Origin of the sequence: Mesorhizobium sp. M1348, from assembly GCF_040317925.1 — a bacterium.
GTDB lineage: Bacteria > Pseudomonadota > Alphaproteobacteria > Rhizobiales > Rhizobiaceae > Mesorhizobium.
Map to the genome: position 1 here is coordinate 232,185 of NZ_JAMYLH010000002.1, position 14,150 is coordinate 246,334.

At 61.7% G+C, this 14,150-nt stretch carries 13 protein-coding genes; 9 read left to right on the forward strand and 4 right to left on the reverse strand.

Features of this window, described 5'->3' with window-relative positions:
- Positions 1 to 646: 646 nt before the first annotated feature.
- The 4 genes from groL to NKH13_RS05245 all read right to left on the reverse strand — a co-directional run bounded on the left by groL (position 647) and on the right by NKH13_RS05245 (position 4,702).
- A complete protein-coding gene (gene groL, locus NKH13_RS05230; protein ID WP_352910950.1) occupies positions 647 to 2,290 on the reverse strand; it encodes a chaperonin GroEL in 1,644 nt (547 codons plus the stop codon).
- Between the two features lie 54 nt (positions 2,291 to 2,344).
- Positions 2,345 to 3,601 (reverse strand): 5-aminolevulinate synthase, encoded by a 1,257-nt coding sequence (gene hemA, locus NKH13_RS05235; protein ID WP_352911609.1) that lies wholly within the window; start codon positions 3,599 to 3,601, stop codon positions 2,345 to 2,347.
- A 173-nt stretch (positions 3,602 to 3,774) separates the two neighbouring features.
- Entirely contained in the window at positions 3,775 to 4,017 is a 243-nt protein-coding gene (locus tag NKH13_RS05240) for a hypothetical protein (protein ID WP_027154144.1), read from the reverse strand.
- A gap of 79 nt (positions 4,018 to 4,096) precedes the next feature.
- A complete protein-coding gene (locus tag NKH13_RS05245; protein ID WP_352910953.1) occupies positions 4,097 to 4,702 on the reverse strand; it encodes an SCO family protein in 606 nt (201 codons plus the stop codon).
- Positions 4,703 to 4,896: 194 nt separating this feature from the next.
- Here NKH13_RS05245 and NKH13_RS05250 point away from each other — a divergent pair, with 194 nt between their 5' ends.
- The 9 genes from NKH13_RS05250 to NKH13_RS05290 all read left to right on the forward strand — a co-directional run bounded on the left by NKH13_RS05250 (position 4,897) and on the right by NKH13_RS05290 (position 14,150).
- Positions 4,897 to 5,595, forward strand: coding sequence for a carboxypeptidase regulatory-like domain-containing protein (locus tag NKH13_RS05250; RefSeq protein ID WP_502908328.1), 699 nt, complete (start codon positions 4,897 to 4,899; stop codon positions 5,593 to 5,595).
- 91 nt (positions 5,596 to 5,686) lie between these two features.
- A complete protein-coding gene (locus NKH13_RS05255; RefSeq protein WP_352450402.1) occupies positions 5,687 to 6,832 on the forward strand; it encodes a metallophosphoesterase family protein in 1,146 nt (381 codons plus the stop codon).
- 11 nt (positions 6,833 to 6,843) lie between these two features.
- Positions 6,844 to 7,305 carry a c-type cytochrome gene (locus NKH13_RS05260; RefSeq protein WP_352910958.1) on the forward strand — a complete coding sequence of 154 codons (462 nt, stop codon included), beginning with the start codon at positions 6,844 to 6,846 and terminating at the stop codon, positions 7,303 to 7,305.
- A gap of 147 nt (positions 7,306 to 7,452) precedes the next feature.
- On the forward strand, positions 7,453 to 8,895 hold the full coding sequence (locus NKH13_RS05265) for a cbb3-type cytochrome c oxidase subunit I (protein ID WP_352910960.1): 1,443 nt from the start codon (positions 7,453 to 7,455) through the stop codon (positions 8,893 to 8,895).
- Positions 8,892 to 10,556, forward strand: a complete 1,665-nt coding sequence (locus NKH13_RS05270) for a cbb3-type cytochrome c oxidase subunit II (RefSeq protein ID WP_352910963.1) — start codon at positions 8,892 to 8,894, stop codon at positions 10,554 to 10,556. The genes NKH13_RS05265 and NKH13_RS05270 overlap by 4 nt, the downstream gene beginning before the upstream one ends.
- 151 nt (positions 10,557 to 10,707) lie before the next feature.
- Entirely contained in the window at positions 10,708 to 10,932 is a 225-nt protein-coding gene (locus NKH13_RS05275) for a hypothetical protein (RefSeq protein WP_023718671.1), read from the forward strand.
- A gap of 153 nt (positions 10,933 to 11,085) precedes the next feature.
- Positions 11,086 to 11,208: a hypothetical protein gene (locus NKH13_RS05280; RefSeq protein WP_352910965.1), complete on the forward strand. Its 123-nt coding sequence runs from the start codon at positions 11,086 to 11,088 to the stop codon at positions 11,206 to 11,208.
- 30 nt (positions 11,209 to 11,238) lie between these two features.
- Positions 11,239 to 11,967 (forward strand): sulfite exporter TauE/SafE family protein, encoded by a 729-nt coding sequence (locus NKH13_RS05285; protein WP_352910967.1) that lies wholly within the window; start codon positions 11,239 to 11,241, stop codon positions 11,965 to 11,967.
- A gap of 56 nt (positions 11,968 to 12,023) precedes the next feature.
- Positions 12,024 to 14,150 (forward strand): heavy metal translocating P-type ATPase, encoded by a 2,127-nt coding sequence (locus NKH13_RS05290; protein ID WP_352910970.1) that lies wholly within the window; start codon positions 12,024 to 12,026, stop codon positions 14,148 to 14,150.

Here is a 14,150-nt window from a genome sequence, read left to right on the forward strand (position 1 = left end):
CATGCACCACCCTGTCCTGTTATCTGCCAGGCCGCAGCCAGTAAGCGGCATCATAAGCCGCTCAGAGTTCTTCCGCCAGTGGATAGGAAGCTATGCCTTCCCGTGAGTGGGTATCTTGCCGAATGATTTCGGTATTGAGGCGTTGCTCAGTACCAGCGACCGCGGCCAAACCAGCCGCCGCCGCCTAGCAGGACAAGGACGATAAGTATAATGAGCAGCGTGGTGGTATCCATGTGAGTCTCCTGGGAGTACTCTTAGACATCTCGCCGCTCTTTTTTACTAAATGGTGAGTTGTCGGGTCATCGCACTCCAACCTCAAACAACGTTCCGCACGCTTTCTTGTCCATTGGAACGAATGCACATCCACAGTCGGTCAGTTGTGAGGGTTTTCAGATGCCGGCGGGTCAATGACGGCTGCCAGCGCTGCTGCAGCCGACGAAGTTCTACGTCCGCCTACACACCCATTAGGGCCCTTCTCGGTACCACCGGGGACGGTCTGGAACGGGTCAGTTTTTCCGGTTCCTGAACCGGGAGGTTGCGCCATGAGCCGACCTTGCATCCCGTGATCCTCGACGACTTGTCTCACCTCGATAGCGGACGAGATCATTGTTGATGGTCGCGAGCCCGGATTACGGCCGCGAAGAGGTCAGAAATCCAAATCCATATCGTGATGATGATGCTCGTGACCGGGAAGCTCCGGCGGCGGCGGGCCAGGCACTTCGGCCACCATGGCCTCCGTCATGATGAGGAGGCCCGCCACCGAGGCTGCGCCCTGGAGCGCCGTTCGCACCACCTTGGCCGGGTCGATGATGCCCTTTGACACCAGATCCCCGTACTCGCCCGATTGGGCATCGTAGCCATAGGCGTTGTCGTCCTTTTCGAGGATCCCGGCGATGACGACCGAGCCTTCCAGCCCGGCATTGATCGCGATCTGCCGAGCCGGCCAGGTGATCGCCTTCCTGACAATCGCGATACCGACCTGCTGGTCCTCGTTGCTGCCCTTGAGCTTCTTGAGCGCCCTGCCGGCGCGCAGCAAGGCGACCCCACCGCCCGGGAGAATGCCCTCTGCAACCGCGGCTCTTGTCGCGTTCATAGCGTCATCGATGCGATCCTTCTTCTCCCTGACCTCGACTTCGGTGGCACCGCCGACCCGGATCACGGCGACGCCACCGGCGAGCCTGGCCAGCCGCTCCTGGAGCTTCTCGCGGTCGTAGTCGGAGGTGGTTTCCGCAAGCTCCAGCTTGATCTCGGCGATGCGGGCCTCGATTCCTTCCCGCTTGCCGGCGCCGCCGACGATCGTGGTGTTTGCCTTGTCGATCATCACCTTCTTGGTGCGCCCGAGCATATCGAGGGAAGCATGCTCGAGCTTGATGCCCAAATCTTCCGAGATCACCGTTCCGCCGGTCATCAGCGCGAGATCCTGCAGCATCGCCTTACGACGGTCTCCGTAGGCCGGCGCCTTCACGGCTGCAACCTTGAGAGCGCCGCGCAATTTGTTGACCACCAGCGCCGCAATCACCTCACCCTCGACATCTTCGGCGATGATGAGCAGCGGCTTGCCGGCCTGCACCACCTTCTCCAGCAGCGGCAGTATTTCGTTCAGGCTGGACAGTTTCTTCTCGCTGATGAGGACAAAGGCATCCTGCATCTCGACCCGCATCTTTGCGCGATTAGTGACGAAATGGGGCGAGATATAGCCGCGGTCGAACTGCATGCCCTCGACGAATTCGAGTTCGGTTTCGAGCGACGTCCCGTCCTCGACAGTGATCACGCCGTCATTGCCGACCCTCTTCATGGCGTCGGCGAGGCAGCGGCCGATCTCCCTGTCGCCGTTGGCCGAGATGGTGCCGACTTGCGCAATCTCGACGTTCGAGGTGACCTTCGTGGTGTTGTTTTTGAGTTCCGCGACGACGGCTTCGACCGCGAGATCGATGCCGCGCTTCAGGTCCATGGGATTCATGCCGGCGGCCACCGCCTTGGCGCCCTCCCGGGCGATCGCATGCGCGAGCACGACGGCGGTGGTCGTGCCGTCGCCGGCCAGATAGGAGGTTTTTGTTGCTATCTCGCGCACCATCTGAGCGCCCATGTTCTCGAACTTGTTGTCGAGTTCGATTTCCCTGGCGACGGTCACGCCGTCCTTCGTGATCCGCGGTGCGCCGTGCTCCCTGCCGATCGCGACGTTGCGCCCCCGCGGGCCAAGCGTGACGCTCACCGCATTCGCCAGAGTGTCAATGCCGCGCAGCATTCTGTCGCGAGCCTCGAACGAAAACATGATTTCCTTGGCAGCCATTTCCTTGATCCTTAAGACCCAATTTTCGGGAAAGGCGACGCCTCATTCGGCCGCTCAGGCGAGATTGTCCCGTGGCAGCCCAAGCCGGTTCCAGACATCGAACAGAGCTGCCGCGAGCCGATCAATCATGATGTCCTCATGACAGGGTGTCGGCGTGATGCGCAGCCGCTCAGTTCCCTTCGCCACGGTCGGATAATTAATCGGCTGGATATAGATGTCGTGCTCGCTCAGCAGCAGGTCGCTCGCCGCTTTGCAATGCGCCGGATCGCCGATTGCCACCGGAACGATATGGGTGTCGCTCAGGATGACCGGCAGCCCAGCGGCACCGAGCGCCGCCTTGACCCGCCGGACCCGGTCCTGCTGGCACTTGCGCTCCCACTGCGAGGTTTTCAGATGCCGGATCGCCGCTGTGGCCGCGGCGCAGATCGCCGGCGGCAACGCGGTGGTGAAGATGAAACCCGGAGCATAGGAACGAACCGCATCGATCAGCACAGCACTTCCCGTGATATAGCCGCCGAGGCAGCCGAAGGCCTTGGCGAGCGTGCCTTCGATCACATCGATCCGGTTCATGGCGCCGTCGCGCGCGGCGATACCGGCGCCGCGAGGGCCGTACATGCCCACAGCATGGACCTCGTCGAGGTAGGTCAATGCGCCGTAACGATCGGCGATTTCGCAAATGCGATTGATTGGCGCGACGTCGCCGCCCATTGAATAGAGACTTTCGAAGACGATGAGTTTTGGCCGATCCGGATCCGCCGCCTTCAACAATTCCTCGAGATGATCGACGTCGTTGTGGCGGAAGATGCTCTTCTCCGTACCGGACTGGCGGATGCCCTCGATCATCGAATTGTGGTTGAGCGCATCGGACAGGATCAGACAACCGGGGATCAGCTTGGCGATAGTCGAGATGCCAGTCTGGTTCGAAACATAGCCGGACGTGAAGACCAGTGCCGCCTCCTTGCCGTGGAGATCGGCAAGCTCGCCCTCAAGCTCTACGAGCGGATGGCTGGTGCCGGAGATATTGCGCGTCCCGCCGGCCCCCGTTCCCAGGCGGATAGCAGTCTCCACCATGGCGGCGACCACCCTTGGGTGTTGACCCATCCCGAGATAGTCGTTGGAGCACCAGATCACGACGTCCTTCGGTCCATGCGGGGAATGCCACACGGCATTGGGAAAGCGCCCGGCGATGCGCTCAAGGTCCGCGAACACACGGTAGCGCCGTTCCTCCTGCAGACGCGCGATCGCATCCGCAAAGAAACCGTCATAACTCGTAATGCCTGGCTCCAAGATATTGCCTTGCCCATCGGCCATATCGCCCGCATTTCCGGTCATCGGAGGTCCAAATCGCCGCGGCGCAATGACGTTCTTTACGCCGCCGGGTTTGCCGGTGTGCAACGCTGTGGATTCCGCCATCGCCCGATTCCCCTGCTTGCATACGAACGATGTCGAAGCGCAATGCGCGCCGGTCCCGCTCGCATCGTTCCTCACGACCCGCGTTCAGGAAGGTCGAAGTTGAGCTGCAGCATTCGCGCTATGTTTATCAGAATCGTCTCGCAGACCTTATCTTGATTGGGATCCAGATATTTGACAGTCCAGTTTGCCCCGTTCTCCTTGGTTTCGAGCCGCTGAATCACAAAATCGGTGACGTGCTCGCATCCCGGCTCCTTATGAAGATCCGCGAGGATCAATGCCTTAAGCTCCGAAGCTTCCTTTGTATGCCTTTGCATGGCCGCTTTCCTTCCGGATGACAACTGCTATGCATTGATCAACTGCATAATCGTGATCTCCGTCATGCCAGGGCTCGTGTCATCGCACCAATTCACCCAACGCAGCGGCAATACCGCTGCTTGGTGTGTCAGAGTCTAGCCCCTCCACGAATTGCCCCTGTGGGTTCATGATGTATATGTAGGTGCCATGATCCATTAGGTAGTCGTCATCGCCCGCCTCGCCCTGGCGCGCCACACCATAGGCGCCATATGCCTCCGAAACCGCAGCGATCTGTTGCGGGCTGCCGGTCAGCCCGACGATCCGCGGATCGAACGCCGCGGTAAAGCTTCCCATCACCTCAGGCGTGTCGCGTTCGGGATCGACGGTGATGAAGAGCGGTTGCAGTTTTGCGGCGTCGGGGCCGAGTTCCTTAATCGCCGCGGCGATTGAGGACAGCGTCGTCGGACAGATGTCGGGGCAAGACGTATAGCCGAAGAAAACCAGCAGCCATTTGCCGCGATAAGTCTCATCCGTGACCGTCGTTCCGTCCGGCGCCGTGAGCGTGAATGGGCCACCGACCGTCACAGGCGCCGTGTCGGCCCGCACGAGCGGTGGGCAGATCGACAGGGCCGCTGCGAATATGATGCAGAAGAGGGTATGCAGACCGTAGGCCCAGGGACTGAGGAGTCCATGCCGCCGCTTCATCAAGTACCTCCGGCACTTCAAGAATGACGCATCAACCTCCGCGTGTGTTTGTGATTAACACACTCGCCTAAACTATCCCACTTTATCATATTTTGATGCTGAATGGCTAGACATGGTACTGGTTTAGCTCTACTTTTAAGCATTGCCCCTCATCTCTCTAGAAGGAGGCGGCTTTTATGACGATTCGCGAATTGATGAGCGGACTAGCGGCGATCGCTTTCGCTGCGACAATGTCCGCGCCTGCCCAAGCCTACGAAGTGGGTCCGGTCACGGGAGGCGGAACGATCGAGGGTACGATCGTCTACCGCGGCGACGTGCCGACAACAAAGATCATCCCCACCAAGAATATCGAGGTGTGCGGCGACCCCCGCGAGGAGCCGCTGATCCAAGTCGGCAGCGAGCAGGCCGTGCTGAACGCGGCGGTGCAGCTGGTCGACGTGGCACAGGGAAAGGCCTGGCCGCAGCCCGGAAAGCTGCCTGAGCTTAACAACCTCAAATGTCGCTTTGAGCCCGCGGTGCAGATGATACCGGCCGGTTCGTTGGAGGTGGTCAACAGCGACCCAGTGCTCCACAACACTCACGGCTATTATGGCAAGCGCACCGCCTTCAACGTGGCGTTGCCCAATAAGGGCCAGCGTATACCGGTCGAACTGAAGCGTGCCGGTACTGTCCGCATCGATTGCGACGCGCATGGCTGGATGGAGGGCTGGGTCTATGTGGTGGACAATCCCTACTACGCGGTCACCGGCGCCGATGGCAAATTCAGCATAACCGATGTTCCGCCGGGGGAATACAAGCTCGTGGCGATCCATCCCTTCACCGGGCCCATCGAGCAGCCCGTAACGGTAGAGGAGAATAAGGCCACCAGTCTGACGATTGAACTGAAAAAATAACAAAATGGGCGACCTGCTGATTCAACAGGGTCGCGTTCCCTGCGAGAAGACCGACGCTTTAAGAAACGGTCTGCACTGAGGAGGAACCCTGATGTCTGACGAGCTTGACCGCATTCGGCGCGAAATGCATGCGGTGCTGCAGCAGCCTGGCGTACGCCCCGACGACTCGCTCCAAATCACCCGCCGCACCTTCATTCACAGATCGCTGCTGTTCGGCGCTGCTTCCGTCGGCCAGACGTTCGCGTGGTGGCCGCTGCTCAACACCATCGACGTCGCTCACGCCGCCGAAGCGCCCTTCAAGTTTGCCTGGATTTCGGACACCCATCTCTACGAGAGATCCCTCAACACGCGCTTCGTCGACAAGGTGGTGCGCGCCGTGCAAGAGGTCCAGGCCATGGATCCGCCGGCCGACTTCCTGATCTTCGGCGGCGACCTGGCCCAGCTCGGAAAGATCGAGGAACTTGAGCTTGGCGTTGAGCTCCTCAAGGATCTGACGATCAAGAAATACTACATCCCGGGCGAGCATGACTGGTATCTGGATATGGGCAAGAAGTGGGGCGAGTTGTTCGGCCAACCCAATTGGACCTTCGATCACAAGGGCGTGCGCTTCATTGGGCTCGATACGGTCAGCCGGGGACCGGACTACTGGACAGCGAAGAAGATGACGCCAGAGGAGCGCATGGGCCATATGGCTACCCTCGACGGCACGGTAGCCGGCGCGTGGGCCGGCGTCGGCCGCGACCAGCTCGACTGGATGCAGAAGACACTCGCCGACTGGGATAAGTCCAAACCGATCGTCATCTTCAGCCATAATCCGCTGTACGAGTACTACCCGCCCTGGAACTTCTGGGTGCGCGACTGGCGCGAAGTGAATGACGTGCTGAAGCCTTATACCAAAGTCACCAACATCCACGGTCATGTGCACCAGGTGCTCTACAACGAGATCGGCAGCATGCGCTCGATCGGCATGCTGGCGACCTCCTGGCCGTGGCCGTATGCGCCGGAAGGCCTGCCCAAGCTTACCAAGCCGATGATCCGTGTCGATCCGGGCGATCCCTTCGACGGGGTCGGTTGGGAAACCGTGAACGTCAACGCCGACGATAAGGTCGATGTCGAGTACATCATGTGGGGCCGCAAGGAGGTGTTCGTCCAGTCGCCGGAGGACCACGACAAGAGCATTGCGGAAGTCATACGGTCACGCATCGCCGACAAACAGTACCCATGGGCAAATCCGTAAGGGTGGTGGCTATGATAAACACATCGACATTCCTCTGCATTCTGAGGCGTTCCACCGTCGCCGGAGCAGTCGTCGCAGCTGCTGTCGTCGGGCCGGCCAGTGGCAACAAGGATCCGGTGACGCCAAAGCAGCTGAAACTCTATCAAGAAGCGTTCATGGAGGAGGTCAGGAAAGGAGACCTCCTGTTCCATGGTGATGCGGCGATGAAGGAGCAGTTGGGCGTCAAGCTGTCGAACACCGGCTGGGCCTGCGCCATGTGCCATCCGATGGCATCCGATACCCATCCGCAGGCGTTCCCGAAGTTCCAGGCGTCGATGGCCAAGTTCGCGACACTGCGCGACATGATCAACTGGTGCATCGAGAAACCAAGCCAGGGCGAGAAGATCGATCCCGAATCGGAGGCGATGAAGGCGCTCGAGGCGTACATCACTTGGTCGAACAGCGGCTCGGTGTTGGTGCCAGGCAAATACTAGTCTCGACGATAGCCGGGGGCACCGGCTTCAGGGAGCGCGAAGCGAGTCCGCCATCGGAGTGACACCTCGATGGGGAACGGTAGGCTTAAAGCAGTCGTGCGGCCCGGGAACCGCGCGGGGAAGGGCCATGCGTTGGCAGAGACTGGGATGGAGCTGCGCGGCAAGTTCGCGAATGTGGACCTGGATGCGCTGGTCGACAAACGGGTCGTGCGGACCTGGCTTTATTTCGGCATGTTCTGGCTGATGGTTACGCCATCCGTCGGCGTCATGATCTCGGGCACCTTCAACTACCCCGACTATCTCGGATCGGGGAACCTCGAGCTCACCTTCGGCCGGCTGCGCCCGGTCCACGTCAATGGTGTCATCTTCGGCGCCTTCTCGACGCTTTTCATCGGCCTTTGCTACTATCTCGTGCCGCGTCTGTCGGGGGTGCGGGTGATATGGTCGGAGTGGTCGGTTCTTCTCGCATGGGTCTGGAACGTCGCAACGCTTGCCGGTTTGGTCGGCTTGCTGCTCGGCGACAGTGACGGTTTGGAAGCCGGAGAGCTTCCGCTCTACGCGAAGGTCGCATTCTTCATCGTGGTGGCTGTTGCTACCGCGCAGTTCCTGATCACGATCAGTCGAAGGCTCGAGCCGGCGATCTATGTCGCGCTATGGTACCTGATCGCCACTTTCGTGTGGACGACGATGAACTTCGTGCTTGGAAGCTTCATCCTGCCATACACGATCTCGGGCATCAACAGCGCCGCCTTCCATGGCCTCTATCTCCACTACATCGTTGGGCTGTGGATAACGCCCGCGGGCTACGTGATCATCTACTATTTCCTGCCGGTCAGCGCGCGAAATCCGCTCTATGCCCATAAGCTCTCGCTGGTAGGCTTCTGGTCCCTGGCACTGTTCTACCCGTTCGTCGGCATTCACCATTACCTCTACAGCCCGATCGCGGACTGGGCCGAGACCTTGGCCGTCGTCACGTCGATGCTGCTGATCATTCCGGTGTGGACGGTGCTGGTGAACTTCTTCGGCACTATGATGGGCAGGTGGCATGAGTTCGGCAGGAACTTGCCGGCGAAGTTCCTGATCATGGGCTCGCTCATGTATCTCGTCGGCTGCTTCCAGGGCTCGACCGAGGCGCTGCGGCAGCTGCAGCAGCCGACCCATTTCACCGATTTCGTCATCTCGCATTCGCATCTCACCGTGTTCGGCACCTTCGTCGTCTGGGCGATGGGGGGCCTCCTCTATACTTGGCCGCGGCTGTTCGGGCGCGAACTCTGGTCCTTCAAGCTCGGCAACTGGTCGTTCTGGCTGATCACCGTCGGCATCACGACCATGGGCCTGGTCCTCACAGCGGGCGGGCTGCAGCAGGGTTATCAATGGATGAATGGGGTCGAATGGCTCGACTCGCTCGTCTGGGTGAAGCCCTACTGGCTGGCGCGGACCCTGGCAGGCATCAGCATGGATCTCGGTATGTCGCTGCTGGTGGTGAATCTGATGCTGACCGCACTGACCAGCCCGGCGGCTGAGGCGCGACGCGCCCGCGGGCCGGTGGAGGCGCCTATCCCGGCGCCGGCGGGAGGGCCCGCGCAGTGAACGTTCGCTTCTTCGCGCTGTTCGCCGGCGTCTTCTGCATCACCCTTGCGGTGATCACGCAGGGCGTGCTGCCCTTCGTGGAGCCGTCCTCGCGAACTACGCGCGTGACCTCGGTGGTGCGCACGGATTTCGGCCAGCTGAAATGGACGGTTTCAGAGGCGACGGACTACACCGAGCAGCAGCGTCGCGGCCGCAACATTTACCTGCGCGAAGGCTGCTGGTACTGCCATTCGCAATTCGTGCGGCCGGTGACCGGCGAGATCCGCCGCTGGGGACCGGTCAGCGAGGCGGGCGAATACGCCTATGACGTGCCGCACCTGTTAGGCACACGCCGGATCGGACCGGACCTGACGCGCGTGGGCCTGAAATACAGCGACGAATGGCACCTGGCGCACTTCTACAATCCGCGGATGCTGGTGCCGGACTCGATAATGGCGCCGTATCGCGGCCTCTTCCACGAGCCCGATGCAGCCGTCCGTATCGTTGACGACGGCGCTGGCAATCGGACCCTGGAAAGGACAGAGGTCACCAAAGGCCTGTTCGACTTCGACAGCAAGCAAGCGATCCAGCTGACGCCCAATGCATACGGGTTGCTGTTCGTGCCGCTGAAGGCGCGCGAAAGAAGGCCGATCATCCTGACGCCGAACGACGAATACACAGGCGAAACCGTCAGCATCGCGGCGGAGACGGAATCGCTGGCAGCGCTTGTTTCCTACGTCCAGAAGCTCGGCACGAACCGGGGTAAATGGCGCGATCTGTTCGAGCCGCAAAGCCTGGAGGTCATGGATGCGACGATGCCGCGCTCCGAGGAATGGATTGCTTATGGCAAGGAAGTCTATGAGCGCCGCTGCATCGGTTGCCACGGTGCCAGAGGCGACGGCAACGGGCCGGCCGCCACCTTTATGTTTAACCAGCGGCCCAGGAACTTCACGTCTGCAGTCTTCAAGTTCAGATTGACAAAGGAGCCCCTGCCCACGGACGGCGACATGCTGCGCACCATTACTCGCGGCATCCGCGGCACGGCAATGCCCCCTTGGTACGAACTGCCGCTCAACGATCGGCTGGCGGTGATTCAGTACATCAAGTATGAGCTAGCGGTTGACCGTTCCGATCCCGCCAGCCCTTACGCTTTCTTCGTCGAGGAACCGCCTGGCCCACCGTTGTATATCGGGCGCCCGCCGACCCCGTCCCAGACGATGCTGGACCGTGGTAAGGAGGTTTGGCAGGTGGCGAAGTGCTGGGAGTGCCATGGCCAAGGTGGCAAGGGCGACGGCGAGAAGGCGGCCGGCCTCAAGGATGATATCGGGTTCGCCATCGTGCCGGCCGACCTCACCAGCGGCCAGTTCAAGTCTGGCCCGGCCGTCGAAGACATCTTCCGGACGATAACTACGGGCCTCAGCGGCACGCCGATGCCGTCCTATCGGGATGCCTTTCCGGACGAGGACCGGTGGGCGCTTTCCTATTTCGTGGTGGCGCTTTCCGCCTATAAAGACCCGCTCTCGCTGCAGCCGCTCTCGATCAAGAAGGAGGCCCGCGCGGCGCTGAACGATCTGGAACTGGTCGCTGACAAGCCGGAGCGAGCCTATGTGCCCGATCCGTCGGTGCCGGCGTCCGGCCCGCCAGCTCCGCCTGGCGAGGAACAGGCACCCGCCGGAGGTTAGCGCATGCTCGGTTTTGAAGTCACCGGACCCTATGCGGGCGCCATGCTGATGAGCCTGGCGGCCCTGTTCTTGTTCATCTGGGGCGTCCTGTCCGGCGCGTTGAGCGGCACCGACAAAGCCGCCAATGGGTTTTTTGAAAGGGAAATGGAGAATGAGCGATCTGCAGAGCAGCGATCCGGAGAGCCCGACGCATCCGGAACTGGATGTGCGTCAAAGCTCGCACCCTGAACTGGAGGACTATGCCGGCGGCCTGATACAGGCGCGTGTGGGATTCATTCCGCTATGGCTTCTCGTCGTCTACGTGCTGCTGTTCGCCTGGGGGCTGTACTACATGTATGTTTATTGGGGCGGGCTCGGGCCCGGCCGTCTGTTCTAAGTAGACGGTCGCAAGGGCTGGTAAGACAGGAGTGATGGAGACGATGATAGCCAAAATTCTCCTTGGGGTCGCCGCATTGAACCTCCTTTTCCTGTGCTTCGAGCTGGCGATAAACGTGCTTCGTCTTTATTTCGGCTGAGATAGGAGCAGCGGATGCTACAGGACACCGCCTTCAAGCTTGCTGACGCCGGCTTGCCGCAGATGCTTGGCTTCCTCATCTATGGCGGCTGCACCGTCGGCTTTATCCTCTTTCTTTTGTATCTTGTGCGGCAATAGCGCCGCGTCCGCGCCACTGCGCAAACGCCAATGATCTACTACCTCGTGATCTTCGCCGCTGGATTTGCAGGCAGCTTTCATTGCATCGGCATGTGCGGCGGCTTTGCCTGCGCGCTGGGCCGCGATCAGCGAGGGGGAGGCGCAACCGTCCTTCGCCACCTGCTCTATAATACCGGACGATTGACAACCTATTGCTTTTTGGGCGGGCTCGCGGGCGCGATCGGTCAGGTCATCTGCACCACGCAAGGGCTAACGGCGGCGCCGCTCTTGAACGGCTCCCTCGACATCGCCCAACGAATTCTCGCGATCGTCGCTGGCCTGCTCATGATTGCCATGGCGTTGCAGTTCTTCGGCTTGCTGCAGGTCTTTCATCGCCTTGCGATCGGATTTGGCGGCAGCACATTTGCATTGTCCCTGCGCGGTCTGTTGACGGCCCGGAGCAGCGCCGCACCGCTCGCCTTTGGCGTTTTCAACGGCTTCCTGCCGTGTCCCCTGGTCTATGCCTTCGCCGCCCAGGCGGCGAGCACCGCCGGAGCGCTTCCCGGGTTTCTCGTCATGGCATCGTTCGGACTGGGAACCTTCCCCGCGATGTTGATGATGGGCGGCGTTGGCCGGATACTCGGGCCAGCCTGGCGGCGGCGCGGCGTGCGGCTGGCTGGTGGTTTTATTCTTTTGCTCGGTCTCATCACGCTCGGCCGTGGTCTCCTGCCTTCCGACACGCATATCGGCCTTGCCTGGCCAGGTGGGCATCCCGCATGACTGCGCATGGCGATATCCTCTGTAGCCATTGTTCGCTGCCCGTCGGTCTGCGCCCGATGGAGCGCAGGCTCAACGGTGAGGCTTGCGCGTTCTGCTGCTACGGCTGTTGTATCGCCTTTCAGGTGAAGAGCGGCAGACACGAAGAGTGGGAAGCCGCCTGGCTTCTGATCCAGCTCGGCGTGGGAGGCTTTCTCTCCATGAATATCATGATGTTCAGCCTCCTCCTCTATTCGGACGCGTTCACGGGCGTCGATGCGGGCGTGCTGCCGTGGATTCACTTTTTGCTCTGGATCTTCGCCACGCCGGCGGTGGTGATTCTCGGCGGACCCTATCTGCGCGACATGTGGCTCAATGGCATTCAGGGACGAGTGACGTCGTCGGCACTCATCGTGCTTGGCGTCGCTGCCGCTTACCTCTATTCGGCATTTGCCGTGTTCGAGGGCAGCACGCATGTCTATTTCGACACCGCCGTGATGGTGCTGATGCTATTCACAGTTGGCCGCTATCTCGAGGCTGTTGGCCGCGCCAGGGCGGCGCGCGACCTCGAACCTCTTCTGGCCGCAGAAAGCGAGAGCGCGACCGCGGTCGATGGCGCGGCAGAGATCCGCCGTCCGGTGCGGGAGGTGACGGCCGGCATGCTGGTGCGGGTCCGGCCAGGCGAGCGCATTCCGGTCGACGGCGTGGTTGTCGAGGGGGAATCGAACACCGATGAAGCCGTAATTACCGGAGAAAGCCGGCAAGTGACAAAGCGCGCCGGCTCCAAGGTGATTGCCGGCAGTATCAATATCGACGGCCCGCTCCTGATCCAAAGCAGCGGTGACGGAACCGCAACCCGCTGGGCACGGATTTGCCGGTCGGTGCGCGAAGCGCTGGGTCGTCGCAGTCCAACCCAGCGCCTTGCCGATCGCGTCGTTGGCGTGTCCGTGCCGCTCGTCCTCGCCCTCGGCGGGCTGACGACCGTTTACTGGGCCCAGTCATTGCCGTTCGATCGGGCGTTGCTGATTGGCCTCTCGGTGCTGGTGGTTGCCTGTCCTTGTGCCGTCGGCCTCGCTGCTCCGATGGCGACATCGCTCGGCATCGGCCGGCTGGCGCGGCACGGCTGCCTCGTCCGCGACCCCGGCGTGCTCGAGACACTCGCGCGTGTACGGTTGCTCGCCTTTGACAAGACCGGCACTCTGACGGCGGGCAAAGCGCGTCTCGTCGGCGTCGAACGCGAGGAGGTCGGCATCGACGAAGTACTGGCGCGCGCCGCCGGTCTGGAGCGCCATTCCGAGCATGGTCTGGCGCGGGCCATCGCGGCAGCCGCCGCTCAGCGGGGCATCACGCCGCTCGTCACCCGCGAGGTCCGGATGGTTCCCGGCCGTGGCATCCGCGGCAACGCCGAAGGCCGGCCCGTGGCGGCAGGGAACGGCAGATTGATGAATGATCTGGGCTGGCCGCTTCCCCCGTCGCTAGCCGAGCGTGCACGGTCGCTGGAGGCGAGCGGTCATTCGGTGGTCTATGTCGGTTGGGGCGAGCGGGTTCACGCTGTGCTGTCGCTCGATGATTCGCCGCTTCCCGAGGCGCAGGCCGCGATCGCGGCCCTGCGTGAGCGCGGGCTCGACGCCACGCTGTTGACCGGCGACTTGGCGCAAGCGGCGGAGCGGATCGCGGCCCTGGTCGGGATCAAGGAGGTCCAAGCGGGCCTTTCGCCGGAGGCCAAACGGCTGGCCTTGGATCGGCTCCGCCATGACCACGATTCGGTGGCGATGGTCGGCGATGGACTGAATGACGGGCCGGTTCTGGCCGCCGCAGATGTCGGTATTGCCGTCGGCTCCGCCACCGATCTCGCCCGCGAGACTGCGGCGCTCGTGCTGCCTGCGGAGGGATTGTGGATGCTGCCCTGGATCGTCGACGTGGCCCGCGCGGTCCGCAGGACCATCTTGACCAACCTTATGTGGGCGTTCGGCTACAACCTCGTCGCCCTGACGTTCGCAGCATTCGGACTTCTGCAGCCAATCCTTGCGGCGGCGGTCATGGCCGGCTCGAGCATCCTCGTGGTGGTGAATTCGCTGCGGCTGGAGCGGCTGCCCGATCCTGTTCCAACGCTGATCCCGGAGCAACGATCCGGCGCCGAGGCGGAGCGCGCCCAGAATGGTGACGGCATTTCCGCAATGGCCGGCCCGGCCGTCGAGCGGAGTTGA

Coding starts and splice junctions, on each gene's coding strand:
- groL (WP_352910950.1), bottom strand. CDS start 2,290: ATGGCTGCCAAGGAAATCATGTTTTCGTTCGAGGCTCGCGACAGAATG.
- hemA (WP_352911609.1), bottom strand. CDS start 3,601: ATGGCCGATGGGCAAGGCAATATCTTGGAGCCAGGCATTACGAGTTAT.
- NKH13_RS05240 (WP_027154144.1), bottom strand. CDS start 4,017: ATGCAAAGGCATACAAAGGAAGCTTCGGAGCTTAAGGCATTGATCCTC.
- NKH13_RS05245 (WP_352910953.1), bottom strand. CDS start 4,702: ATGAAGCGGCGGCATGGACTCCTCAGTCCCTGGGCCTACGGTCTGCAT.
- NKH13_RS05250 (WP_502908328.1), top strand. CDS start 4,897: ATGAGCGGACTAGCGGCGATCGCTTTCGCTGCGACAATGTCCGCGCCT.
- NKH13_RS05255 (WP_352450402.1), top strand. CDS start 5,687: ATGTCTGACGAGCTTGACCGCATTCGGCGCGAAATGCATGCGGTGCTG.
- NKH13_RS05260 (WP_352910958.1), top strand. CDS start 6,844: ATGATAAACACATCGACATTCCTCTGCATTCTGAGGCGTTCCACCGTC.
- NKH13_RS05265 (WP_352910960.1), top strand. CDS start 7,453: ATGGAGCTGCGCGGCAAGTTCGCGAATGTGGACCTGGATGCGCTGGTC.
- NKH13_RS05275 (WP_023718671.1), top strand. CDS start 10,708: ATGAGCGATCTGCAGAGCAGCGATCCGGAGAGCCCGACGCATCCGGAA.
- NKH13_RS05280 (WP_352910965.1), top strand. CDS start 11,086: ATGCTACAGGACACCGCCTTCAAGCTTGCTGACGCCGGCTTGCCGCAG.
- NKH13_RS05285 (WP_352910967.1), top strand. CDS start 11,239: ATGATCTACTACCTCGTGATCTTCGCCGCTGGATTTGCAGGCAGCTTT.
- NKH13_RS05290 (WP_352910970.1), top strand. CDS start 12,024: ATGGAGCGCAGGCTCAACGGTGAGGCTTGCGCGTTCTGCTGCTACGGC.